The organism is Rhodopirellula sp. MGV, assembly GCF_002251265.1.
Taxonomy (GTDB): Bacteria; Planctomycetota; Planctomycetia; order Pirellulales; family Pirellulaceae; genus Stieleria; species Stieleria baltica_A.
On sequence record NZ_NPDI01000062.1, the window covers coordinates 1 to 24,616 of the forward strand.

The window sequence follows — 24,616 nt, forward strand, 5'->3', positions numbered from 1 at the left end:
TGAGTGGATTGAATGACCTTCGGATCACCGGCACGTCGATCCGACAAACAAACTTTGAGGTATCGCCAGTCACATTGTCGGTTCAATTTGCCGTTGATGGATCGTTGACTGGAGACGTGATCGTCCGATTGACTGACACTCAAACCAGTTCGATTGTCGAAGAGCAAACACTGGCACTGAAGTCCGACGAAGCCAACTACTATGCATCGTTTCAATTTCGTCCCGACGATGTCGGTTTGCGTTTTTATCGTGTGGACGTCTTCCGACAGACTGACCAAGCGGCGTTCGATTCGGTGGAGACATTGATTGAGCAACAGTCGTCCGAAACGACATTGATCAACAACACCAAATTGGTTGCCGTCGATCGCCGAACAGGCCCCTATCGTGTGCTGTATCTGGCGGGACGACCAAACTGGGAATTCAAATTTCTGCGCCGAGCCGTTGACGAAGACGCCGAGGTCGAATTGACCGGATTGCTTCGCATGGCGAACAAAGAACCCAAATTCAGCTTCCGCGATCAAGCCGTCTCGGGGACAAACCCTCTGTTCCAGGGCTTGGGGGACGATGCCGAAGAAACGGCCGAACAATACGACGAACCTGTCCTGGTTCCGATCGGGGTTAAACAAGCCGACGAGTTGTCGTCTGGCTTTCCCAAAACCGAAGACCAACTGTTCTACTTTGACGCCTTGATTCTAGACGACATCGAACCATCCTTTTTTTCCCAAGACCAGCTAAAACTGATCCGGCGATTTGTCTCGCTGCGAGGCGGCGGCTTAATGTTTTTGGGCGGCCAGGAAATGTGGGCCGGCCGCGACTTTGAGGATTCAGTGCTGGGTGATCTTTCCCCGGTGTATGTCAAACGACGCAACATGGATGGGCCATCCCAACAATCGATGCAATTGACGCGTGAGGGAATGCTCGAACCGTGGATGCGATTGCGTTCGACCGTCAACGAAGAAAATAAGCGTTTGAAATCGATGGCTTCGTTCACATCGGTGAATGAAGTCGGCAGCTTGAAACCCGGTGCCTACGGCTTGGCAACAGTGACCGATAGCAGCGGAGAGGAACGCACTGCGGTTGCGGTACAACGTTTTGGCCGCGGCAAGGTTGGATCGGTGATGATTGCCGACTATTGGCGTTGGGCAATGAACGCACAACCTGGTCAAGCTGACGATTCTTATCAATCGTGGCGTCAAATGGTGCGGTGGCTGGTTGGCGACGTTCCGCGGCGAACCGAATTGACCGTGAAAGACGATCCCGAAAACGATGCGGTCATTTTGGAAGTCGCCGCCTTTGATGAAGCGTTTGATCCGCTGGAAAATGGTGAAGTCAGCCTGACCATTCGACAACCAAACGGCGCCTCCGTACCGCTTTCTGTCCACCCCGTGCCCGATCGCCCCGGCGTCGTCACCGCTTCATTCTTTGATGACAGCGCGGGGGCTTATGTGGCGAACGCCGAAGTCCGATCAACGGATGGTGAAGTCATTGGGACGCCTGTTGCCGGCTGGACAAAACAGATCGCGGGTCGCGAGTTCGACCAAATCGGATTCAACCGACCTTTGATGGATTCAATCGCAAAACGCAGCGGCGGGAAACTGATCCCAGAATCTGAACTCGATCGTTTCACCGACCAACTGAATACCAACAAGGTCCCAGTGACAGAAACATGGGTTTATCCGATCTGGCATCGCGGCTGGGTGCTCGCATTGGCGCTCGGGTGCCTGTGTGCCGAATGGGGACTACGACGATATCGAGGACTGGCATGAGAATCACACCCCCTTTCAAGGTGATTGTTCGTATGGCTCCCGCTCGATGGATACGAATTGTTTCCGCCACACTGTTGTGTTCGATCTCAACCGTCGCGGGCGCGCAAGACGCAATCGTGGAACCAGACATTCAGGCTGTCGCCGAAAGCAAAACGGCCCCCACGGATGTCCTATTGGTCGTCGGTGCCGGAGGGACGGACGAGTACGAATCGACGTTTCAAAAGTGGTCAGCAATTTGGGAAAACAACTGCCAAACCGCAGGTTTGAATCTGCTGCAACTGGGGCCGGAGCCGTCTACCGAAAACACGACCGTGAAAGCGGAACTCGAATCGTTCCTGAAACAAAGCGGTGCCCTTGAAGCAAGCGATCAGCCGCTGTGGATTATTTTGATCGGTCACGGGACCTGGGACGGCAAGGCCGCCAAGTTCAATTTGGTTGGCCCCGATGCCAGCGGCGAAGAACTCGATCAATGGTTGAGTTCGATTCGACGCCCATTGATTGTTGCCAACTGCACGTCAAGCAGCGCACCATTTATCAATCGGGTCAGCTCACCAGGTCGGATCGTGATCACGGCAACGCGAAACGGCTCCGAACACAATTTTGCGATCTTCGGAAAGTACCTTGCCGAAGCGTTTGGTTCGATCGATGCCGATCTGAATCACGATGACGAAGTCAGCGCCAAAGAGGCATTTATCCGGGCATCAATTGAAACGCAACGCTTTTACGACGAGCAAGGACGACTATCAAGCGAACACGCGTTGATCGACGACAACGCCGACAAGAAGGGGTCGGAGGTCGAGCTGGTTCGCGGGATCAAAGTTTCAAAATCCAAAGCGGCAGTCGATGGCGTGGCAGCTGACGGATACTCTATTTTGGTGAACTCTGAACTGAAACCACAGACGCCCGAACAACGCGCCGAGCGTCAACGACTGGAATCGGAGTTGGAGTCACTGAAATCTCAGTACGCCGACGAGTCCAAAGAAACACTTCGTCAAGCGGCAATCCCAGTGCTGATGCAACTGGCAGCTCTGTACGAAGACAAAGCCGAGTAGTCGCACTTCGCTTGAGATTACTTGACGATCTTCCAGTGGACCAAGATCGTCAGATGCTGCAACGCCTCTCCAGTTTGCACAATGCTTTGTGCGTTGGTCAAAGCAACGGTTCCCGCGACAGTCCACTCATTGGCATCGACGGTGATCGAGGTTTCCAACTTCGCAGATTCGATTTCGATTCGGTCAGTGGTTTGACCATTTCCAAAGTTCGTCGCGAGCACTTCTTCAGGTGCGGAAGCCATTTCGATTCCCATTCGGATGCGGGCGGATTCGCCGCTGACATCAACGTCAGGGATCACTTTTCCGAACAGCCCCAGCAAGACTGTCTCGGTTTCGGGTCGGTAGGCAACATTCGTTGGGAATGCCGATTGCAAATCGCTGCTTCCGACGACTGGTGTCAGTGAAACGATGTAACTTCGTTTTAGCCCAGATGCGATTTCCACCGCTCGGTGATTGTCGCAGCGCAATGTAATCCGTGCCGCAGAGTCGTCCGCGGCAATGGCTTTCAGTTTTTCCGACGAGGCGTCAGTAAGCGATTCGGTGGCACTTGGTTCGAGTTGCACAAATCGGATATCGAGCTGAATACTTGGCGTGGTCGCATCCGCGTCGATCAATAACTCGAGCAAGTTAGCAATGCGTTGATGCACTTCAGGTGTGTGGGTGACGATCAACAGTGGTCCGACAAGGCTAAGCTCTCCACCGCTACCGACCATCTCATTCCAAGGTGCGTCAGGGCCATTCACATGGTTGAGAACGATATCTTTGAGTGCTTCGCGTGTCATTTGTTGGGGAAGTAACATCGTCCCGGTGACGAATCCTCCCATGCCCCCCATCCCTCCTCCCATCTGAGGCAACACGTTATCTGGGATGCGAAACATCCCTCCTCCCATCTGACCTTGTCCGTCGATCATTCCCCCCATTGGCTGCAGCGTGTTGGTCTTCGCGGTCGCAGATCCCAACAGCGAGGGCGACTCGAGCAATACGGAAACGTTGTAGGCTTTGGTGACATACTTTGCGGAGGCATTCCCGGGGGCAGCATTGCTCTGTTGGGCATCAGCTTGCGCTACGTGAAGGCACGACAATCCCAGCAGAAATCCCAGTTGGGACAAAGCGAACAACGGTTGTGCCAATCGACTCTGGCGATAGCGAATGAGAAGTTTCGGGCGTTTCATGTTTCTGACCTTGGGTTTGATCGATCCAGAACTGTAGCGACTTTTCGATAGCCGCGAAGTTGACACGAGCAGAGTGAAGAGAGGGTGAGAGATGAGGCTGCGTCGCCGCTCGGGCGATGAACGCACGGGAGTTGGGCGTATTACGGGACAGCAATGCGATATAAGCGGGCTGCTGATGCCAGCCGTGAAGCACGAGTTCAGCAAGTGTATTGTCAACCTGGCGATTGGGCACCGATGCGACAACGAATGCCGCGGCCAACTTTATTTCTCTGTCGTTCGAACGAAGAAACTGAATCAACACCGGCACAGATTCGGCGTGCAGTTCATTAACGCCGTGACGGACCGCTTTACGCCAAAGGGGCAACTGGGCGAGCTCAAGCAATTGGCGAACTGCGACCGGCTCTTCGGACCTCGCGATGACTTGGCAAAGCAACGTGCGTTCTTCATCCGAACGAGCAAGCGGCACCATCGCGGGCATCTCGTCGATGCGTTTCAGGCGGAGCAATCTATCCCAGGCAAGGTATCGGATCGACGGTGCATCCAACCACGCGGTGAGAACGGATTGCGACTGATTTCCTGCCGCGTTTAAAACCAGTTCAATTGCACGCTCTCGCTTCGTAGGGTCGTTGATTTGGGGAACCAAATTGACAGCCGAACGCCCCATCGTTGTTGGGTGAAATGCGAGTTGCCGGCAAGCAGCAACCCAACGAGAACTCGCAGGCGCACCGGCTTCGTCGACAAACAAACAAAACTGTTCGAGTGGTTTGAGTTGCGTCTTGTCTGCGTTCGACTGAGCGGCAGTTTCGTCGACAGGTGGAATTGAAACCGCAGGGCCGGTCGTCACAGGAACATTCGGTGTTTCAATTGCGTTTGAAGCGCCACTGGATGGATGCGACGCGAGCTTTGTTCCGCTTTCAGAAACGTTGTAAATCGCAAGAATGGCGAATACGAGCATCGCTGCTGCACCGCCGAATACGGCTTTGACCTTTCGGCGTTTGACACTTCGTCGACGACGGTAATGTTGCCAAGTTAGCCGCGTTTGGTCGACAAGCGGATCGTCGTGGCCAGATGCCGGGTCGGCTCTGCGCAATAGCGAATCGAGTGGATCTTGATTCATCACTTATTCCCCCGAGGGCTGTTCCAAGTGGGGACTCAATACCGATCGCAACCGTTGGCGTGCGGCGTGCAGATTCGCATGCACATTGGAAACTTTGATGTCAACCACCTCCGCGACTTGCGACGCAGTCATGCCTTGCCAGACGATCAGCGAAAACACTTCGCGTTGTCGGTGAGGCAACTCCATGACCGCTTGTCGAATCAGACTATCGGTTTCATTGTCAGCCGCTTGTTCGGTTGGTCCACGTTGCGGATCGGGAATCATTGCCAACGCTTCGTAGCGTTGATCGGATCCCAACGCGATCGCACGCTTGCGTCGACGCTGGGCTTCGCTGATCAAATCACGCACGGCGTGGATCAAGATACGAACAAGCCACGTTTCCAATTGCGAGCGGCCGTCAAAACGCTTCCAGGATTTAGAAGCCTTCAGTAAAGCGTTTTGCAACGCTTCGGAAGCCATCTCCTCTTCGTCAGCTAATCGGCGTGCGACCGCAACCAGGCGTGGCAAGCAAGCATCAACCGAGCGAGCAAATTCATCCTCGCTAAGCTTGCTCTGCATCGACGACTCTCCGGCGTGGTCACGCCCGAACAGTCGATGACCATCCATCGTTTTTCGTATCGCGGAATCCATCGTTTCACCCGGCGGTAATTGGCGCTTATCATGTTAGACCAATTCGGGGGACGGATTCTAAAACGAAAAACGGGTGGTTTTTAGAATTCTTGTCTAGAACGCGAGCTTCGCTTCTCACTTAGCGGCGTTTTAAAATCCAAGCCATCAAACCTGGAAACAGTCGATCGGCATAGACAAGGGCTTTTCCGCCAAGACTGAGAATCACCTCACGACGTCGGCGTTCGATGGCCCGAATCGTCGCGGCGGCGACTCGGTCAGGAGACCAGCTCCCGACGCTCTTACTGCTGGCACCTTCAGAGTCGATCAACACATTGAAGAACTCGCTACGTGTCGTGCTGGGGCTGACCAGCGTCACCGTCAGGCCTTGTGACTGCAGTTCGGCACGCAGTGAATCAGTCCATCCATGCATCGCAAACTTACTGGCGCAGTACTCGCTTTTGTCGGGTACCGCGCAGTGACCAAGGACGCTGCTGATGTTGCAGATGACACCATCACCACTCGCTTTAAGCAGCGGTAGCAACGATCGGGTCAGCTCGGTAGGAGCGAAGAAATTGACCTCCATCACATCGCGCAATCGCTCCGGGGATGCCGTTTCGAACGCGCCAATTGCCCCGACACCGGCATTGTTAACTAGCAAGTCAACGTGTCCACGTTCTTCGCAAATCGCATCAACAATGCGTTGCCGAGTTTGCGGTTCGGTGAGGTCACCGGCCAGAGCAATCAGATTCTCTTCGAAGAACTGATTTTCTCTGGCAAGGTCTGCTAACCGCTCTTCACGCCGGGCCACCACGATCACGCGGCAGCCACGGCGGACGAGTTGTTTTGCGAGACATTGCCCAATGCCGCTACTTGCACCGGTCACGACGGCAAGCTTGCCGTCGGCAGACCAGCGTCGTGGACGATCGGTCATGCAACGTCTGTCGCCGGTGAGGTTTCGTTGACGACATCGTCATCCAAGTCAATCGGTGCGACCGAATCGATCGTTGGAGTGTTATCGACAACTGGGCGATAAGACACGGCTAACTTGCGGACCAGTCCCATCGCGCTGATCGGCAAGCGAACTCGCATGCGAACGATTTCGGCTTCGAACGTCTGCGAGGCGATTTCACCTTTGGCAGCCAGGAACGAGAGCAGTTTGCCATTCCCCGGATCGATTTCGATATCGAGGTCGACGAATTCCCGGCTGAGCGCGTCTCCGACAGCTTCAATCAAACCGTCAAAGCCTTTGCCATCGCGTGCGCTGACTGGGATCGCATTTGGATAGCGATCAAGAACACGGTTCAACATCGCGGGCGACTTGATGGCGTCGACCTTGTTGAGAACCAAGAGCGTGTCTTTCTCGCGAATCTCCAGTTCGCTCAGGACTTTATAAACCGCACTGATTTGACCGAAGACGTCCGGGTTGCTTCCGTCAGCGACGTGCAACAACAAGTCAGCCTGTCGAGTCTCTTCCAATGTCGACTTAAAACTTGCGACCAACGAGTGCGGCAGGTCGCGGATGAACCCGACCGTGTCGCTTAATAGGACGGTTCCCCATTGCGGCAAATGCCAACGCCGGGTTCGCGTATCCAGGGTCGCAAAAAGTTTGTCCTCTGCCAAAACGTGAGCTTCGGTCAACGCGTTCATTAACGTGCTCTTGCCAGCGTTGGTGTATCCGACCAACGAAACGGTGGGCGCGTCGCGACGTGATTCGACTTGGCGCTGCCGACGAGACTCGACTTTGCCAAGCTCCTGCTTCAAGTCGTGGATTCGCTTTTGCGCCAACCGACGGTCGACTTCCAATTGCTTTTCACCAGGACCACGCATACCGACGCCCATCGATTGACGGGACAAGTGAGTCCACATCCGTTTCAATCGCGGAAGTGAATACTCGAGCTGAGCCAATTCAACGGCCAAGCGTGACTCGTGAGTTCGCGCACCGGCGGCGAAAATGTCCAAGATCAACTCGGTTCGATCGAGGACTTTGGCGTCTACCGCTTTTTCCAAATTGCGGATTTGGCCCGGCGTTAGCTCGTTGTCGAAAATCACGACGTCGGCTTTCGTTTTTTCCACTAGCTCTCGGAGCTCGTCGACTTTGCCACGACCAAGGTACGTCCCGTGGTCCGGTGTGACACGTTTCTGGATCAGCTCGCCGACGACCTGTGTTCCGGCGGTGGTCGCTAATCCATGGAGCTCTTCAAGCGGATCAGATGAATCGCTGCTGTCCGGCAAAATGAGTCGTGCAAGGACGCTGCGTTCGGGGGTGTCATCAATGACAGTGTGTTGTTCGCGCACTTAAAAAAAGGGCCTCAAGATACATCGGGTGGTGGAAACGAGAGGTGACGCGTTCCACTTAAGTATACCTAATCCACGGTGGCAGGACGAAACGCCAAAATTGGCGGCTGCATACCGTGGGCCGATCCTGTTGAAGCGTGCTCAAATCACTGGATTAAATACCTGCGTAAAGAAGATTGCAGTAATGATTGGGGGGATGCCAATGCACTCGCAGCAGCATCAGGGCAAACACCCTTCGCCCGACGGAACACCTAGAAGGCATCGAGTGATACCGGGTTCGCGCGAATTAACGAGGTTTTGTGACTCGTTTTCGGCGAGCGACCAGAGTGACGAAATTCCCTTGCTGAACAACGCGGTCGTCTTCGTTCACCAGACTACGTTGCCAAAGGACTTTGACCGCTCTTCGGCCGTGTGGCTCGATACTGATGATTTCGTTTCTCCCACGAACGCGGTCGCCAAAAAACACTGGGGCGAGAAACTTCCACTCATCAATACTGACCAGCGCCAGCGTCACGGCATTGGGATGGTTTGTCCCCAAACCCGCCAAAACGCTGAGCCCGAGCAATCCGTGTGCGATTGGCTTCCCAAACGGTGAGTCCGCTGCGTCACCATGGATCGGAGTGTGGTCCCCTGTCAGTGAAGCAAACTGACAGACATCGGATCCGGTGATTTCGCGTGACTCGGTTTCCCAGCAATCACCTTCGCTTAGATCCTCGGCGTAAAGCGGTTGCTCAACAGCAACATGAACTGATGACCTGTCCGATTGACTTTCCGCGTCAGTTTGACATGGCGAGGTCTGAAGATCGACGGAATCCGTCATGGATGTTCCACGCAGATCCTCGAGCTCAGACTCATTCATGGAGTTGCTGATCACGCTCAAGGTTACCTGATAGTGTCCGAATAGTTTGCTGATTAGTTCTCTGCCAGCGCGTTCACCAGCGGTTTCCCCACCGATGCGGCAGTCACAACGATTGCGTCGTCAAACAGCTCTGAAGATGACTTCGAATCAGCTGCTCTGCTCAGTGAACCTGATGCTCGCGATTTCAGTTGGCGTTTCCACCCCCCTACGGCACTTCGAACACGGAGTCTCCACATCATGTCGGCTTCGGATCACAGGCGATAGCGGCGACGTGAAACTTTTAGAGGAAAACTTTGGTTTTTCCTGCCAATTTCGGTTTGCGGCGAGATTGCCGAGCATTCCGACTGAGAAGATTGCAGCGGGGCGGTAGAATACCGCTGTTGCGGATTATTCTCCCCGTACCATCCTCCCACCTGTGATCTCCCACCTTATCGAATCATGAAGCTGCAATCGTCCCCCTTCTTGGCGTCATTCCTTTCTTGCTGGTCCGGTGCCAACGTCCGAATCGGTGTCAAAAAAGTTTCCTTTGCGTTGACTGTTGTATCGACTGTCCTGACCGCGCTCGATGTCGACCAAGCCCAGGCTGACGAGCCGATCTCATTTCAAATTCGCATGCTGGCCCTCGATGCCAACGAAGGGATCGCGGCAGGCGATATCGATGGCGATGGCAAGAAAGACTTGGTCGCCGGACGTGCTTGGTTCAAAGGCGGTGACTGGGCCGCGCGGCCGCTTCGCAACATCGAAGACTGGAACGGATACGTCCAAAGTAATGGCGACTACTTGTTCGACTTGGACAAGGACGGTGACCTCGATGTATTCGCGGGTTCATTTATCCCCTCGGAAGTCCATTGGTACGAGAACCCAGGTAACGACGGACTGCGTCTCGGAAAGCAATGGAAGCAACACTTGCTGCTCGATACCAAACGGTCTCAAAACGAAGGCCAACTGTTGAGTGACATCGATGGCGACGGAAGCCCCGAATGGATCGTCAACAGCTGGGCAAAAGACTGCCCTGCGTACATCTACCGCTTAGTCGAAAAACCTGACAGTGACGTTTCGGATTCCAATCCCGCTCGTTTCGAATTGGTTGGCCATGCCTTAGGTCAATCCGGTAACGGACATGGCGTTGCGGTCGGCGATCTGAACAACGATGGCAAAGTCGATTTGATGGTCGGCCAAGGTTGGTACGAACAACCCGCATCCGATCCTTGGTCACAACCATGGACGTTCCATTCCGATTGGGATCTCCACAGTTCGTTGCCGATGATCATCGCTGACTTAGACAAAGACGGTGACAGCGACGTGATCATTGGGAATGGGCACAACTATGGCCTGTATTGGTGGGAACAAGTTGGTAGCGATTCCGAGACCGGAAAAATCGAATTCGTCGATCACATGATCGACGACAGCTATTCCCAGCCCCATACGCTGGCTTGGGCAGACCTTGATGGTGACGGCGATGATGAGTTGATCACTGGCAAACGTTACTACGCGCACAACAGCCATGATCCCGGCGGAAACGAACCGCCATGTTTGTATTACTATCGCTGGGACCCAAAAACCAAAACTTTCACGCGTCACACGATCGATGAAGGCCACGTCGGTTGCGGATTGCAGATCGTTGTCGAAGATCTGAACGGCGATTCCAAAGTCGACCTGGCCGTGGCCGGAAAGAGTGGAACGTACCTATTGCTCGCCGAATGAACGACGAATCGAAGCCTGACAAAAACGCTCGCGACCTCACCATTCGCGAAGCTCAAGAAACGGTTGATCAGTGGATCAAAACCATCGGAGTTCGCTACTTCGACGAAATGACGAACCTCGCCCAACTCGTCGAAGAGGTTGGCGAGGTAGCAAGAATTCTGTCGAGGACCTGTGGCGAACAGTCCTACAAATCAGGCCAGACTCCCGGCGACTTGGCCGACGAATTGGCCGACGTCATGTTTGTAACAATCTGCCTGGCCAACCAGTCGGGCATCGATTTAACGGCGGCGCTGGATGCAAACCTTGAAAAGAAAACCCAGCGTGACAAAGACCGCCATCGCAATAACTCGAAGTTAAGGGATTCGTGATCCCGAATCACTTCGCCATTCGCAAGGGCATCGGTTCCGCGTCATAACTGGAACGTAGTCGTTCATGGAATCGCATCGGAGCCGCGATGTTTGCACGCATGTATTGGCCGGGTGCACCACTAACGTCTTGGCATTCAAAGGGTTCACCAATCGGCCGGGCCTTGAAGATTCGGTGGTACAACTTGGCATGTCGTGGATGCACGATCGCATCCATGTGTGTCAGCCCCATTTCGATTGCCGTCTGATGCATCAATCCCGTCAGGGCAAGAAAGACAGATCGATACCGCGTCGATGAGTTCGCATCAGCGGATTCATGCTCGATCGCCAATCGACACACTCTTCCAACGCGCCCGTCACAAGCAAACGGATCAAACACTTGGATCACTGATTCGTGGCCCGATCCCAGCACTGCTTCGGCAGTCGGCGTCAAAAGTGTCACGGTACCACAGATAACTTCGTGCGCGTCTTTCGAAAATGGATTGCGACCTTCAGATCGCCGGGGATTTGGAACACCGAATAGATATTCGGTCGTTCGGAATGCGAGAAACACGTTTGCTTTCCAGCGACGGTCTTCCTGAAACATGACCGGCGATGCGCTTGCCAGCTGCGTCGTGGGCGAATCGGTTGGAGCTTCTTTGCCCAACAATCCAACGTCTTCATAGCGTTGGCGCCGAAACTCGTCGGCTCGCCGCAAGTCGGCTGGTGTGGTTGCCAATCGGCAATGAATGGATTGGCGAACTTTGACTTTGGTAGAAACGAGTTGCCTGGATGGATCACGTAGACGTGCCGATCGCAAACTGGCGATTGACTGCATTACATTCCCCCGGTGATGGAACGATAAGTGGTGGGTTGCTTCAGGTCTGCGTCAACAGCTTGCCTATCGCACAGGTCACTCATTGACTTGGCAGCCCCAATTGCTCGGTTTGCTCAGTGCCGAAGCACTGGCTGGAATTCAAACGCGAATCAAAAAAGAAAAAGAGAGAAGAGTTCGGGCAGTCAGAGCCCCCATAGCTCGTCAGCCGATGGACGAGGATTATGACGATTATCTGACCCAGCGTGTTTGGATAAGACAAATAATTTGTGTTAATTACAAGCGATGGCGAGTTTAGGGGGACCTATAGCACTCGCCTGGTGATGGACGGGCGTACGTGGCATAACGCGAGTTTATTTACCACAACGGCCCCCTGCTGGGGCTCTAACTGTTTGCCATTAGACCGGTAAAGCTCAAAACAAGTTCCGCGAATCGACAAAATCGTTGCGGATTATTGTTCGCCCAGATTAGGTTTGCGGCTCAGCGGGACCGGTTCGGTAAAGCAAGAATGGGATCGTCCTGCGGAGCTTTGCCCACCGTGGATTCCAAGGTCCGAAGGTGCCCATGCCGAGCAATAAATTTTCCGAGAGCACTCGCAGTTCCCCGCGTAACCAACACACCGCCCCTCGATTGCGTTTTCGATAGTCGAGGATATAGGCGGCTCCGTTGACAACGTTCGAGCCGCCGATGTACGTGTCCATCGGCAGCAGTACCTTGCGTGAATCAGGGGTACCGAAAACGTTGTAGCCCTGTCCGCGCTCGCGATCGATCGGACAAAACCCTTTGCCAATCCAAGGCCCTTTGCACGAGAACAGCTTTCGCACAATACAGGTGCAGAAGCGATCGCCTTGTGAAAGCATGACCGAGCCGTACTCCGCATGGACGTCCGCGATCGCGGGCGCGGCCAGATCTCGGTAGATAATTTTCAAATTGATTCGGTCAAGCTCGCGCAGCCTGTCAACCGTTTGAAAATCAGCCTGGGCCAGCAAACCAGATCGAGCAAGTTCGCCACACGGCCTGTTAGACAGCGCAGCGGTTGAGTTTGAATCAACGGTTGATGCATCCATGCGACACGTGGGGCTTCGTCGGAAATGAAAGATCAGCGTTAGCAGATAAGGGTTGAGGTGAAAGCACAAAGACAGGACTGCACGCGATCGGCGCGTCTCTGACCGCTGGATCACGGTCCGTTGGTTCGGTGGGCGGTAATCAAGCACTCCCCTGCTTCTGTGGGATGTTTGAACTAGCACATCTCGCCGTTGTCCGACAAGCCCGATCTCTGCAGTCGCCGTTTGTCTGAGCAAATGTCGACCAATGAGGAAGCGTTAACCCTCGATAATATTGGAACTTGCGTTGATTCGTCCAAAGCGATTTGTTAAACGTCTCCAGCCATTGGACGGATTTAACGGACGAAAGGACTCGTCTTAGAAGAGAAACGCATGAAGCCAACGACTGTTTTATCAGGACGCCTAAGCGCGACTCGTCGCGGGAAAGTGTCTGTGTTGTGCGTTCGAGCGACGACGGCAACACAACTATCAAACGGGCGACATCTCTGGATGTCTCAGTTTCGGAAGGCAGGCTTACTCGAAGAACGCAACGAGGCGAAACTTCGTGACCCTGCGCTGCCCCAAAGCACTAACCAAGGACCGTGGAAAGCGATTGCGATCAATGCTTATCGCACGGTGGAAGGCGGCCTCTTTAGAACGTTTGGACGAAACCGCTTGAACGATGACGGCGGTGAATGCACCAATCTGTACCGAGGCGTCTGCGGCACAGTCACGCTGCTGGTGCCCCGCGACTCGTCAAAATCCGTCGGCCGGATCACTCGCTTGGCGATCGATCACGCCGAACACGCGGAGATCGCAACCAACGGTGCCAGCACGCCGATTGCCTACCGAACGGTGTTCCTTGAATTGACGAGTTACTTGTATCAAACCGCAATTGAATACGGGCTGACTGATCTGGAAGCGATCGTTCACCCACGTCACGCCAAACTTTACAAGCGTGTCTTCAATGCAACGCCGATCGGCAAGCCGTTTGCCTGCGAAGAAGTCGCCGGCGCGCTGGCCCAATTGATGCAAGCTGATATTCGCGACCCGAAACAATTTCATCCCCGGTTGCGAGAACGCTATCTGACTCGCAGTGCCTAGTCGCGTCCAATCGTACTCGGCTCAACAACGGTCACTTCGATCGGGCTTCCATCGCGCCGAGTCAATCGAAATTGAAATTCATAGTCCTGCGCCCACGATTCTGTTTGCGCGTTCTGCAGGACTTTGATCAGTACGGTGTTTTCCCCCGCCTGCAACTCACAGGGTGAGACGTATTGATCGATCCGTGTTCCCGAGTGATACACATTATTGCTGATCACTGGTTTCCCATTGACCCAAACTTGGTTGGCGTTGATGCAACCGAGTCGGGCTTCGGCCGGAAGCACGTTTGCGTTTGAAAAGTCTGCGTCATTGGATACCGTGAAGCGACAAAAAGCATACGCGACGGCGTCTTTCGCATTGGCCATCGGTGCGTTCAAGTCGACCATACCGAGTTTGTCATCGCTACCAATCTGTTGCCACTGAACCGCTTGCCCCGCCTTACCTTTCTCGCTGGCGTTTGCCTCGCCGGGAAGCGTTTGGATGGGCGAACCGGATTCCAGATAACGTTGCTCCGGCGTGTATGCAGTTTCGAACTGTTGGCTATCTGTGTTGTCGAAGGGGCCGATCACCAACCAATCAGTGATCAACCCGAGAGCGTCCGCCAAGTCAACGTCGACGCCTAGCTCCTTGAGTCGATCGACCGCTTGCTCCAATTGCTTGGCACTTCGTCCATGCTTGACGACGCGTTGCAGTTCGCTCTTTGCTTTGTCCGGTTGGTCATCTTTCAACCGAGCAGCGTCATCGAGCAGCATCTGGATTTTCAGAAAACGAACCGGCAGCGATGGGTCGGATTCCGCGTTCGCCAAGAGTTCCGCTTTCGACGCCGGGTCGTGCTGAACCAGCAATTGATACGCGACGTATCGGGCATCTTTGTCGCCCGCTCGGTCTGCGAAGAAAGACGACAATTCCTGTTTTGGAAAATCACCATTGTCCGCAACGTCAGCCGCCAGTCCACGCAGCCAGTTACGTCCACGCTCGCTGGCCTCATCAAATCCATTGAGCACCACTGCAATCTGATCGCTTGGGATCACCTCCAACTCTTTGATTGCCCGCGATGCGGCATCGTCACTGCCAGCCGACCCATCAGCCTTCGCGATCGACCGCAGCAATGCCTCCGGTTGGTCGACTGCTTGAACAGGCGTCGATGACAGAGTCGTTCCAGTGGCGGACATCAAGACCAACAGTGCGGCGCGGCGAAAACGAGAGGGATTCATATCTGATTTTGGTCAGGGAGGATTCGGCTGATTCGGAGGCGGAGAGGGAGACAGTGATTAGGGCTTGGGCATGAGTTCAATCAAGGCGATCACCGTGGATTCGATGCCGCGTTTGACAGACGGCTCGGGGGTAATTTTGAATAGGGGCGAGTGATGGCTGGGCACCATCTCGCCGCCATCGGCTTCGGCAGCAAACGCTTCGGCAGGTGTCCCGCCGATCCCCCAATACACGGACGGAATATTCGGTTCGGTGGTGAATACCGGAAAGTCCTCCGCTCCCATTCCCTTCTGTGTTTCGGCAATCACAACTTCTGATCCAATTTGGTCCGTCCAAGCTTGACGTAAACGTTGGGCAAGTTCGGCTTGATTGAACGTTGGCGGTACACTTTCTTCCGACACAATAACCTCCGGCAATTTGTCATCCGGTAAACCGGCAACACGTCCCATGTTCACAGCGATTCGGCGAATCCCATCGAGCAACGTTTGACGGGTCTCCGTGTTTGTGCTGCGAACAGTCAGTTGCAAACGTGCTTCGTCCGAAATGATGTTGTGCTTGGTTCCGGCATGAAAGGATCCGACGGTGATCACACCCGGTTCGCGTGGTGCAATCTCGCGAGAGACCAACGTTTGTAGCGCAAGCACAATTTGACTGGCCAGCACGATCGGGTCTTTACCACGATGGGGACTTGCGCCGTGAGCACCGACTCCATGGACGATGATGTCAACGGTGTCTGAACCGGCGTAGGGGCTACCGTCGACAACGTTGATCATTCCAGCCTCGGTCTGCGCAGAAACATGGAACGCGAGCGCGTAGTCCGGCACGCCGAATCGATCCCAAAGTCGATCTTGCTTCATCGCGCGTGCGCCGGCGATGCGTTCTTCGGCAGGCTGCACGATCAGCATCAAAGTGCCTGACCATCGATCGCGATTCGAAGACATGTAGCGTGCGGTTCCGACCAAACTGGTGATGTGAACGTCGTGCCCGCAGGCATGCATGACTGGCACGACATTTCCCGTGATCGGATCTTCTTGGGTTGCCTTGGAAGCGTACTCCAGCCCAGATTTTTCCTCCACCGGCAATCCATCCATGTCGGCCCGCATCATGACCGTCGGGCCGTCACCATTCGCCAGCACCGCAACGATACCGGTGCCACCGACGCCTTCGGTAACATCAAAACCGACCGCTCGCAGTTCGCGTCCCATCCGAGCGGCAGTCTTGAACTCGACGAGCGATAGTTCCGGATTTTGGTGAAAATGCAGAAAGAGGTCCGACAAATACGCGTCGTAATCCTGGTCGATCGCTTTATTTAGTTCTGCCGAATCTGGCCCAATCGCGGACAAACGATTTTGACCACAGCACAATGCCATCGCGCAAACGAGTGCGAGACAGCGGGGCATGCGGGCAGGAAACGACCGTGACGAAAAAGACATGGGCATCGCAGTATCGCTAGTGATGGGATCGGGCTTCAAACCCATCATAGCGTAGCGTCCACGTGTTCGTGGCGCCCCGGGTTGTCCTAGCCTTTACGACGTAAAACAAACAGCCCTTCGAGCAGTTCGCTGTCGAATGGCAGCGGGTCGTCGATGTCGTACGCAAAGTCAAATGACTCGACGAGTTCCCAGCGATCACTCACTTTTTTGAACAGACGTTTCAGCTGAGTGGGTGTGTACAACCGCAGCGGGAACTCGCTTTCGATTTTGATTTTGTCGCCGCTTTTTCGTTTCGCGACAAGCTTCACCCGCAGCGTCTCGAGACGCTTTTTCTCATCTGTCTCGGGGACACTGATCGTCGTTTTCAACTCCGTCCCGGCGTGCTTGATGGTAAAGCGTTCCGTCACGGCGTCGTATTCTTCTTCGGGCGTTAAGTGCATCCCGAGGATATACAGTCCGCCTGGCGCGATCGCATCAGCGAGTGTTTGCAGGTGCGTGACGGCATCTTTCTCGGTCAGCAGGTGGCGGAAAGTGTTGTAGGTACAAAACGCGGCGTGATAGGGCTTCTTCGCTTCGATCGACGTCATGTCCCCCAGCACGCAGGTCGCGTGAAGCTGCCGGCGTTTGAGCTTTCGTTCGGTGTACTTGAGCATCGCGGGACTTAAATCGATGCCGGTCACGTCATAGCCTTTCGCGGCCAAGGCGACGACCAAACGCCCGCTCCCACATCCTGGTTCCAGTAAACGTTTGACGCGACATTTGGCAAAACGCTCGAACGCCGCTTCGAAAAACTCAACTTCGACAGGCGTTTCGTCGCGAAACAACATGTCGAAGTATTGGGGATAGTCGTACCACTTCGCCATCGATGCTACTTCGTTTCCGTTGGTTGATTGGCGGTCTCTTCAATCTTCACGATCTTGCCAAACAGATGCCCGCCATGGTCACCGTGTTGCCAAGTCCCTGCGTAGCGTCCGGCCTCTTTGCCGGGCTGAATCAACACCCGTGCGTCGAAGGTTCCCATCGTGGGGATCCACAGAGAATCGAGAGTGATCACTGGCGTATTGCCTGACCAAAGAACTTTCAAATCCAATGGCACTTCTTGATCGACATCTCCGTACTTGATGCGAGCCTTAAAGCGAAACACATCGGGCAGGTCCAGCTTTTCGCAACTGGTGATCGTGTAGGTTTCTGTTTTCGCGACATCCTGGCCATCGACTGTGAACTTACCGATGAACTGTGTGCCGCTCAGATAGTTCGCCAATCGAAGGTCCTTGGGCGAATGCTGGGACTCTGCTGGCGTTGTGCTCGACGAATCTTGCGCACGGGCCGTCGGGGCGTTTGCCCCTGCCGTGACCATAGTGACCAACGCCAAACAAGCGACTTTTGAAAGGGAAGGGAGCATGACTTTTTTCCGGTTGTGACACGAATCAGACGGAACGCACTAACGTTCATTTATAGCGCGTCGAAGACAGTCATGCGATCCCCGCCATGGAGTTTCGTTCAGCGATAGACCTTTCACTCGGATCGGCTAAGTGACCACCAGCAAATAAAAATGCGTCCACCGCGAAAGTGGACGCATCGATTGATCAATTGCTTGACCGGCGACAGCGAGTGCTACTGAGGCCGCACGATGTCACCGATTTCTTTGTTGCGTTGAACGCGTTCTTGCTGGTCGGTGAAGATCGAAGGAAGATCCACAGGGCGACGGCGAACGGCACTGTCGGAGCTACGCGGCTGGAAATCCTCGGCTCGGGCTGCCGATCCCAGCGGTGTGGTCAGCGTGTCGTCGATCGACTTGAGAAACGCTTCAAGCTTCCAAGCAGGAATGATCGTGACGCCGGCTTGGTTGGCACGTTCCTTCGCACGCCCCAACGCTTCAACGACTGCAGCCGCTTTACCATTGTCAGACGGACCAAGTTTAGGAGCTTCGCCGACGACCAAGAATCGAACGCTTGGGTCGATGCGTCCGCTATTTTCGCCTGCATCAGCGATTACTGCCCCAGCCGCTTTGATCATGCCTTCAAGCTGCTCATTGTCGGGACGGTCGTCGCCGTCGAGATCGATCGGCCCGGCCAATGCGATTTGAACCGTACGACCAGGTGCCCAAAATGGCGAGTAAACCGCGTCGCCTTCGATGATCGGGCTACTGATTTCAGGTTGTGCGATCACGCGGGCTTCTGCCAAGTGTGGACCGAGCACGCGGGTGACTTGAATCGAAGCTTTGACCTTCGCATCTTGAAGCCGCGAGGTTTGGTCGCGATCGATCACACCAAATGTGACACCGCGGCGAAGGGCATCTGCCGATCCGAGGTTAATCGACACGATGTTGCCGTCTTTGAGAACGAAGCGAACCTCTCCCTGAACTCGCTCGAAGCTACCTGATCCACGCAAGCGGTTGATTTGCAAACGCTGTGCGTCGATGGTGGTTTCGAGGTTGGCGATTTTGTTGTTGAGCAGGGTTTGATTGGCGTTGGATTTGCGTTGGGCTTCTTGAAGTGCCAACTCGCTTTTCAGCTTGCTGTCCTTCGCACGCTCCATTTGCGTCACCATGTCTTCGCGAGCAGCGGCAAATTGAACTCGCTCGTCATCGAGTTGTTTCGCCAGGTTCTCGCGTTCCGTTTCGGCTTTTTGCTGAGCGGCGCGGGCGGCATTGACGTCCGTTTCAGCTTGAGCGCGAATCTTGCTCGCCTCGTCACGTGCGGTGCTGTACTGGGCGTTGCGGTCGCGGATGATATCGGTGAAGTAATCGGCCAGCTTGCCGTAATGCTTGTCCTGAATCCCAACGTCTTGGCCGTACACTTGCATGTCGGTGTAGAACTGCTGAGCGATCGTGTCAAATTTCGGATCACCACTGTTCATCGACTTGAAACTGTCGAAGTTGTCTTGGGTCATCTGTTCGCCCCCAAGCATCTTCATCAGGTTGTCGTTTCGCGTTTGAGCGTCGCGGAGCCCGTTCTGTGCGTTGTTCAGACTGTCTTTGACTTTGGCCTGTGCTCCGGCTTGACCACTTCCCCAGCTCCATAAGATGAAGTTCAGGGCGAGCGATAGCACCAAAAAGATTAGGCAAGTGATAAGACTGCCGCGAATCACTGAATCGTCGCGTGCCGCCATAGCAAAATATCCGGGCGAATAGTGGAGGGGACAGGAGAGACCGATGGACTGGACGAGCTAAATCCTTTCGCCGAACGCCATCGTTTGTAGCGGCGTCGCAAAGGGAATCCATCCACAGAATATTCAGAAGTCTCCGTCATTCTAGCATTTCTACTGCAGAATAACCGCGTAAGCTGGACAATCTGGCGCGGATTTGGGGGTCGTAGGTCGGATTGATCGACACGAAAGGCTAAAGCCGCCTTGAAAGGCCGTCTCTCCCTCCCTCTTGTGTCCGCAAAGCATCAGCCGATTGCTGGCTTTCCCTCGCCACCAGGCCTTTGGGGTGGGTTCCGTCAGTTTGTCTTGGGGGCCGGCTTGGTGCAAAGCAACGCATTCACGACCTTTCGATGCTTCTGCCGCTGATTGCGGAACTTTCTGCTCCCACCGCGGTTAAGATAACTGGGCGATGTCGGCAACTGCCCCCCAACTGGCGAAAGCAGTAACAAGACATCGCAGGCGAGACCGGCCAGACATTCAGATACGCACGACGTGTCATCGTAGACGGTCTCCTATCAGTAACGCGGAGCGGAATTGGCTCCCAATCGTTCGTTGCCACTGAAACACACAGTCCGAAACAAGAAACAGTTCCTTCCCATGCAAACACATCACATCCTGCAACCATCGGTTTCTCCATCGCGTCGATCGCGCCGTCCGGCTCGTCGTTCGGGTTTCACGCTGTTGGAACTGTTGCTGGTGCTTGCGATCCTGATCGTTTTGGGCGGGATTGTCGCGGTCAACGTTGTCGGTACGCGTGACAGCGCAAACGTTGATGCGACCACCACCCAGCTGAAAATGCTCAAAAGCAACATCGACATGTACCAGATCCGCATGGGCGGCATGCCACAGTCACTCGAAGAGCTCAAAGACGGGCCTTCTGACGCGGCAAAGAAAGCGAAATGGGTCGCACCAATCATCACCGAAATCCCAACTGACGCTTGGGGCAACCCATTTGAGTACAAAGCGAGCGGCAATAGCTACGAAATTCGCAGCGCCGGTATCGACGGCCAAATGAACTCGGACGACGACATCACGGTCAGCCCGTAATGCGTACCCGTGGCAGTTTCAGTACCGCCGCCGAGGCGTACACCGGCGGCGTTTTACGGATCACGCCAAGTGCCGGCCCCCGGCCTTGCCGCGCCGGTTTTACGCTGCTGGAACTGCTGTTGGTCTTAGCAATCATGTCGATCCTGGCATCCGTCGCGATCCCTCAAGTCGCCTGGTTGCTTGGCGACAGACGTGTCGTCCGCGGTGCCAAGATCGTTCGCGAAGAACTCATGCTGGCCCGCATCGACGCGATGCGGCAAGGCCGGACGATGATGATCGACGCGATGCTAGAAGGAGGCACCTTTCGCATCCGCCCGTACGTCTCGATGGCGGACTCGGTCAATGCGGTCGATCAAACGGGCAGCCAGTCAGCACTGCTCAATGGCGCCGACCAGGGACAATTCACAACGGTCTTGCAGGACCCTTCCGATACCCGTGAAGTCGCGCTCCCCGAAGGCATCACGGTTCAGTCCGTTGCCGTCGTGGCAGCCGCCCGAGCATTGGAAGTGCAGCAGGCAAACCTGGGCCAGCAAGCGGGTGGGTACAGCCAACCGGTGCTGTTCTATCCCGATGGCACCACAAGCACCGCGGCGATCACGTTGGCCCATCCCGAACACGGCCAGATTACCGTCAAACTGCGCGGTATCACCGGTGACGTCACTCTCAGCGATGTCGGTCCCCTGCAATGATTTCGATGTTTGGCCAATTTCTAAAACGGCGGCGACGAAAACGCCGAGCGTTCTCGCTACTCGAGATGCTACTGGCGATCGCAATTCTGGGTACCAGCCTTGCGATCCTCGCTCAAATCGCCGACACGGGCGTCAGTGCCGCACGGGAAGCCCGCGCCTTGGTGACCGCGAGAATGATCTGCCAGAACAAGCTCAGCGAAGAACTGCTTAATATATCCGCTGGCCAAACACCCACGCCGATCATGGAATCGATGGTGGAGTCCCTCGATAGCGAATCGATGGAGACATTCTTCTACACGATCGAAATCGCGCCTGGACAACTCGACGGACTGCTGGTTTTACGTGTCACGGTCGAAGCGCGTGACAGTGAAGGAACCCAGCGGATTGCAGTTTATGCACTCGACCGCTGGGTCGTTGACCCGGCCTTGGGACTCGAAGAAGCGGAAGCCGAAGAACAAGCGGCCCGCGACGAAATTGCCAACGGAGGTGCCGTGTAATGCACCTCTCCACAGAACTTCGCCAGAACGATGTCAAACGTTGCCGCCATGGAAAGCGGTGCTCAGTGCGGCATGGTTTTACGTTGCTGGAACTTCTGCTGACGCTGGCACTGGCAATCGTGCTGATGACACTCGTCAATTCGGCTTTCAGTTTTTATGTCAAAAGCATGGACAGCAGCGACGCCGAGATGCGTCGTACGATGTTGGCCAACGCCGTCATGCAGATGATCGAAGATGACTTGCGGGCAACGCTGCATCCCACACCGATCGATACGTCAGCGCTCGAAGAATTACTGAAATCAACCGCTTCATCTGGCGGTGGCGGTGGTGGAAGCGGACAGGGCGATAGCGGCAGCACCGACACCGGCACTAGCGACACAGACACGAGCGATCCGAGTGTTTCGACCGAAGAGACGACCACCGAGGACACGACGGCTTTGGCAACCAACGCAGTGGTCCTGCAGACACCGGGGCTGGTTGGGAATCAATACCAAGTCCAGATCGACACCAGTCGGTTGCCTCGGTTGGAAGAGTACATCGTGATGATGTCAACGGACCCCGGCGTGTTAGTCGATCTGCCCAGTGATTTGAAAACGGTCACGTACTATGTGCAAGGTGCCGATGCGATCGGAATCGATGACCAACTCTCCAAGTTAGACGGATCGACGGGTACTAGCTCCGGCGGTTTGGTTCGACGCGTTCTTGATCGCAACGTGACTTCGTTCGCAATGACTCAAGGCAGCTTGTCAGCGTTGATGCAGACCGGCGAATTGTTGGCCCCCGAAATCGTCGCCATCGAGTTTTCATATTGGGATGGCATGCTGTGGCAAATCCAATGGAACAGTGACGACGTGGGTGAGTTACCGCTGGCGATCAAAATTCAGATGTCTGTGATCGATCCGCTGCACGACATCAACGACCAGACGCCGCGAACGTTCACCCATATCGTTCGACTGCCAATGGGAAAATACGTTGTCGAATCAGAAGAGGACGAGATGACGGAGGCGGGAATCTGATGACAACCCAACCTCGTTCGAAACGGCCCAAGCAAGGCTTTTTCTTGGTCCTCGTACTGCTCGTAATCATCGTTGCGACATTCGGTGTGTATTCCTTTACCGGAATGATGGTGGCGTACGACGATGCCGCTTACCTGACCAGCGATATCGTTCGAGCACGCGTCGCGGCTGACTCGGGCAGTGAAGCGATTCGCTTAATACTTGCCCAGCCGCCAATCGATCGCGATGCGTCAGGCGGCGTCTTTAACAATCCCAATCTATTCCAAGCAGTAGGCGTCTCGAACCAAGATACAGGAAACGTGTGCAACTTTTCTGTGGTCGCGCCAAGTCTGAACGAACTCGGACAGCTCTCCGGAATACGCTTTGGCTTGCAAGACGAATCGGCGAAGTTGAACATCAACACACTGACCATTCTCGATGAAAACTCGGAAGGTCTGATGTCGGCGCTCACTCTGACAGCGGGGACCGAAGACGCCGCGACAGACAGCGCCATGCCATCCAGTTTGGCGACAGCGTTGTTACTGTCACTACCTGGTATGACCGAGGAACTCGCCGATTCGATTCTCGATTGGCTCGACGAAGACGACGACCCGCGTCCGTACGGCGTCGAGGCGGATTATTACAGCACGCTACCGACGCCTTATGAACCGACCAACGGACCGGTCAGTAGTGTGGAAGAATTACTGCTCGTTGCCGGGATGACACCAACCATTTTGTTTGGCGCGGACGCGAATCGAAACGGAGTCTTGGACCCGGATGAGCAACAGCGATTCAACGTCACCGTCGACACTCCCGGTGCTCTCGGACTCGCCGCCTACTTGACGGTTTATGGCAATGAGGCGAACAAGGCTCGCGATGGCAGTTTCTGCGTCAACATCAACGCCGACGACCTCGAAGTTCTCTACGAAGATCTGGTCACCGCACTGGAAGACGAAACCTACGCTAGTTTTATCTGCGCGTATCGGATGGCCGGGCAAACCACTTCGCTTGCCGGCGCGGTCGCCAACGCCGGAAACCAAAACAACAACAATGGCGATGCCGTCGATGGCGGGATGTGGAGTGCGGACTACTTGGAATCGATCGACCTTTCGGCAGGTGGCAGCGTCGAATTCAAGCAAGTGCTGGACATGGTCGATGCGACCGTAACGATCTCCAACAACGGACAGCAGACGATCTATCAGAGCCCGTTTACGTCGCTGACGGCCGGCGTCTACCTGCCCCTGATCATGGACAAACTGTCGACGAACGACACGCCGACGATGCCGGGCCGAATCAATTTGAACGAGTGTCCGGCGGAGCTTCTGTACGGAATCCCGGTGCTCGACGAAGAACAGGTCGGATTGATCCTGGAAGCCCGTGCCACAGAATCGACGGACGACAACCGAAACTTTGAGACCTGGCCGATGGTTGAAGGAATAGTGACGTTGGAGCAAATGCGGCAGTTGCTGCCGTTGGTCAATGCGGGGGGCGACGTCTACCGGGCCCAAATTGTTGGGTATTTCGAGTCATCGGGATTGTCATCACGCCAAGAGGTGGTCCTGGACGCCACCACGGTCAATCCGAAAGTCATTTTCTACCGTGACCTCAGCCATCTCGGACGGGCATTTGACCTTTCAGTACTCGGAATTCGAAACACGGCTGCAGTCCTCGGCGATAGCGCGAATTAAACTACTGA

General features: G+C 54.9%; 23 protein-coding genes. 10 read left to right on the plus strand and 13 right to left on the minus strand.

Translation table 11 applies throughout. The features are described from left to right. Positions 1 to 1,766 (plus strand): hypothetical protein (locus CGZ80_RS28115; protein ID WP_094417755.1); only part of this gene is annotated, 1,766 nt, incomplete at its 5' end. After that, on the plus strand, positions 1,763 to 2,818 hold the full coding sequence (locus CGZ80_RS21545; RefSeq protein ID WP_143544080.1) for a hypothetical protein: 1,056 nt from the start codon (positions 1,763 to 1,765) through the stop codon (positions 2,816 to 2,818). The genes CGZ80_RS28115 and CGZ80_RS21545, both read left to right, overlap by 4 nt. Before the next feature lie 17 nt (positions 2,819 to 2,835). On the opposite strand, the gene CGZ80_RS21550 is transcribed toward CGZ80_RS21545, so the two are convergent. From CGZ80_RS21550 to CGZ80_RS21575, 6 genes are all read right to left on the minus strand, one after another. Continuing rightward, positions 2,836 to 3,900 carry a hypothetical protein gene (locus CGZ80_RS21550; protein WP_158222805.1) on the minus strand — a complete coding sequence of 355 codons (1,065 nt, stop codon included), beginning with the start codon at positions 3,898 to 3,900 and terminating at the stop codon, positions 2,836 to 2,838. After that, positions 3,872 to 5,107: a hypothetical protein gene (locus CGZ80_RS21555; protein ID WP_143544082.1), complete on the minus strand. Its 1,236-nt coding sequence runs from the start codon at positions 5,105 to 5,107 to the stop codon at positions 3,872 to 3,874. The genes CGZ80_RS21550 and CGZ80_RS21555 overlap by 29 nt, the downstream gene beginning before the upstream one ends. Positions 5,108 to 5,110: 3 nt before the next feature. Continuing rightward, positions 5,111 to 5,737, minus strand: a complete 627-nt coding sequence (locus CGZ80_RS21560; RefSeq protein WP_094417759.1) for an RNA polymerase sigma factor — start codon at positions 5,735 to 5,737, stop codon at positions 5,111 to 5,113. A 118-nt stretch (positions 5,738 to 5,855) separates the two neighbouring features. Then, positions 5,856 to 6,647, minus strand: a complete 792-nt coding sequence (locus CGZ80_RS21565) for an SDR family NAD(P)-dependent oxidoreductase (RefSeq protein ID WP_094417760.1) — start codon at positions 6,645 to 6,647, stop codon at positions 5,856 to 5,858. Next, positions 6,644 to 8,011, minus strand: a complete 1,368-nt coding sequence (hflX, locus tag CGZ80_RS21570) for a GTPase HflX (protein ID WP_094417761.1) — start codon at positions 8,009 to 8,011, stop codon at positions 6,644 to 6,646. The genes CGZ80_RS21565 and hflX overlap by 4 nt, the downstream gene beginning before the upstream one ends. Positions 8,012 to 8,297: 286 nt before the next feature. After that, entirely contained in the window at positions 8,298 to 8,870 is a 573-nt protein-coding gene (locus CGZ80_RS21575; protein ID WP_094417762.1) for a MaoC family dehydratase, read from the minus strand. A 438-nt stretch (positions 8,871 to 9,308) separates the two neighbouring features. On the opposite strand from CGZ80_RS21575, the gene CGZ80_RS21580 reads away from it, so the two are divergent. Both CGZ80_RS21580 and CGZ80_RS21585 read left to right on the plus strand, forming a co-directional pair. After that, positions 9,309 to 10,574, plus strand: coding sequence for an FG-GAP repeat domain-containing protein (locus CGZ80_RS21580; protein WP_094417763.1), 1,266 nt, complete (start codon positions 9,309 to 9,311; stop codon positions 10,572 to 10,574). After that, entirely contained in the window at positions 10,571 to 10,942 is a 372-nt protein-coding gene (locus CGZ80_RS21585) for a nucleotide pyrophosphohydrolase (protein ID WP_094417764.1), read from the plus strand. The genes CGZ80_RS21580 and CGZ80_RS21585 overlap by 4 nt, the downstream gene beginning before the upstream one ends. 7 nt (positions 10,943 to 10,949) lie before the next feature. Here CGZ80_RS21585 and CGZ80_RS21590 read toward each other — a convergent pair whose 3' ends face one another. Then, positions 10,950 to 11,756 carry an N-acyl amino acid synthase FeeM domain-containing protein gene (locus tag CGZ80_RS21590; RefSeq protein WP_094417765.1) on the minus strand — a complete coding sequence of 269 codons (807 nt, stop codon included), beginning with the start codon at positions 11,754 to 11,756 and terminating at the stop codon, positions 10,950 to 10,952. A 464-nt stretch (positions 11,757 to 12,220) separates the two neighbouring features. Then, on the minus strand, positions 12,221 to 12,682 hold the full coding sequence (locus CGZ80_RS21595; RefSeq protein WP_143544083.1) for a hypothetical protein: 462 nt from the start codon (positions 12,680 to 12,682) through the stop codon (positions 12,221 to 12,223). Between the two features lie 624 nt (positions 12,683 to 13,306). Between CGZ80_RS21595 and CGZ80_RS21600 the strand changes: the two genes are divergently transcribed. Continuing rightward, on the plus strand, positions 13,307 to 13,900 hold the full coding sequence (locus tag CGZ80_RS21600) for an N-acyl amino acid synthase FeeM domain-containing protein (RefSeq protein WP_103296337.1): 594 nt from the start codon (positions 13,307 to 13,309) through the stop codon (positions 13,898 to 13,900). Here the strand turns inward: CGZ80_RS21600 and CGZ80_RS21605 are convergent. The 5 genes from CGZ80_RS21605 to CGZ80_RS21625 all read right to left on the minus strand — a co-directional run bounded on the left by CGZ80_RS21605 (position 13,897) and on the right by CGZ80_RS21625 (position 19,656). Next, complete coding sequence (locus tag CGZ80_RS21605) at positions 13,897 to 15,114, minus strand: hypothetical protein (protein ID WP_094417768.1); 1,218 nt, start codon at positions 15,112 to 15,114, stop codon at positions 13,897 to 13,899. The genes CGZ80_RS21600 and CGZ80_RS21605 overlap by 4 nt on opposite strands. Before the next feature lie 57 nt (positions 15,115 to 15,171). After that, the gene (locus CGZ80_RS21610; protein ID WP_198953757.1) at positions 15,172 to 16,551 is read right to left on the minus strand and encodes an amidohydrolase; all 1,380 of its coding nucleotides are present in this window, start codon (positions 16,549 to 16,551) and stop codon (positions 15,172 to 15,174) included. An 80-nt stretch (positions 16,552 to 16,631) separates the two neighbouring features. After that, entirely contained in the window at positions 16,632 to 17,408 is a 777-nt protein-coding gene (locus CGZ80_RS21615) for a class I SAM-dependent methyltransferase (RefSeq protein ID WP_094417770.1), read from the minus strand. 5 nt (positions 17,409 to 17,413) lie between these two features. After that, on the minus strand, positions 17,414 to 17,947 hold the full coding sequence (locus tag CGZ80_RS21620; RefSeq protein ID WP_094417771.1) for a hypothetical protein: 534 nt from the start codon (positions 17,945 to 17,947) through the stop codon (positions 17,414 to 17,416). A 212-nt stretch (positions 17,948 to 18,159) separates the two neighbouring features. Then, the gene (locus tag CGZ80_RS21625; protein ID WP_094417772.1) at positions 18,160 to 19,656 is read right to left on the minus strand and encodes a hypothetical protein; all 1,497 of its coding nucleotides are present in this window, start codon (positions 19,654 to 19,656) and stop codon (positions 18,160 to 18,162) included. Positions 19,657 to 20,289: 633 nt separating this feature from the next. On the opposite strand from CGZ80_RS21625, the gene gspG reads away from it, so the two are divergent. From gspG to CGZ80_RS21650, 5 genes are read left to right on the plus strand one after another with little or no spacing between them, the layout of a single operon-like run. Then, a complete protein-coding gene (gene gspG, locus CGZ80_RS21630) occupies positions 20,290 to 20,739 on the plus strand; it encodes a type II secretion system major pseudopilin GspG (RefSeq protein ID WP_094417783.1) in 450 nt (149 codons plus the stop codon). Next, complete coding sequence (locus CGZ80_RS21635; RefSeq protein ID WP_094417773.1) at positions 20,739 to 21,428, plus strand: Tfp pilus assembly protein FimT/FimU; 690 nt, start codon at positions 20,739 to 20,741, stop codon at positions 21,426 to 21,428. Before gspG ends, CGZ80_RS21635 begins: the two co-directional genes overlap by 1 nt. Beyond that, the gene (locus CGZ80_RS21640; RefSeq protein ID WP_233148577.1) at positions 21,425 to 21,925 is read left to right on the plus strand and encodes a type II secretion system protein; all 501 of its coding nucleotides are present in this window, start codon (positions 21,425 to 21,427) and stop codon (positions 21,923 to 21,925) included. Before CGZ80_RS21635 ends, CGZ80_RS21640 begins: the two co-directional genes overlap by 4 nt. Next, on the plus strand, positions 21,925 to 22,941 hold the full coding sequence (locus CGZ80_RS21645) for a prepilin-type N-terminal cleavage/methylation domain-containing protein (protein WP_143544084.1): 1,017 nt from the start codon (positions 21,925 to 21,927) through the stop codon (positions 22,939 to 22,941). Before CGZ80_RS21640 ends, CGZ80_RS21645 begins: the two co-directional genes overlap by 1 nt. Continuing rightward, entirely contained in the window at positions 22,941 to 24,608 is a 1,668-nt protein-coding gene (locus CGZ80_RS21650) for a type II secretion system protein GspK (protein WP_094417776.1), read from the plus strand. The genes CGZ80_RS21645 and CGZ80_RS21650 overlap by 1 nt, the downstream gene beginning before the upstream one ends. Positions 24,609 to 24,616: the final 8 nt, after the last annotated feature.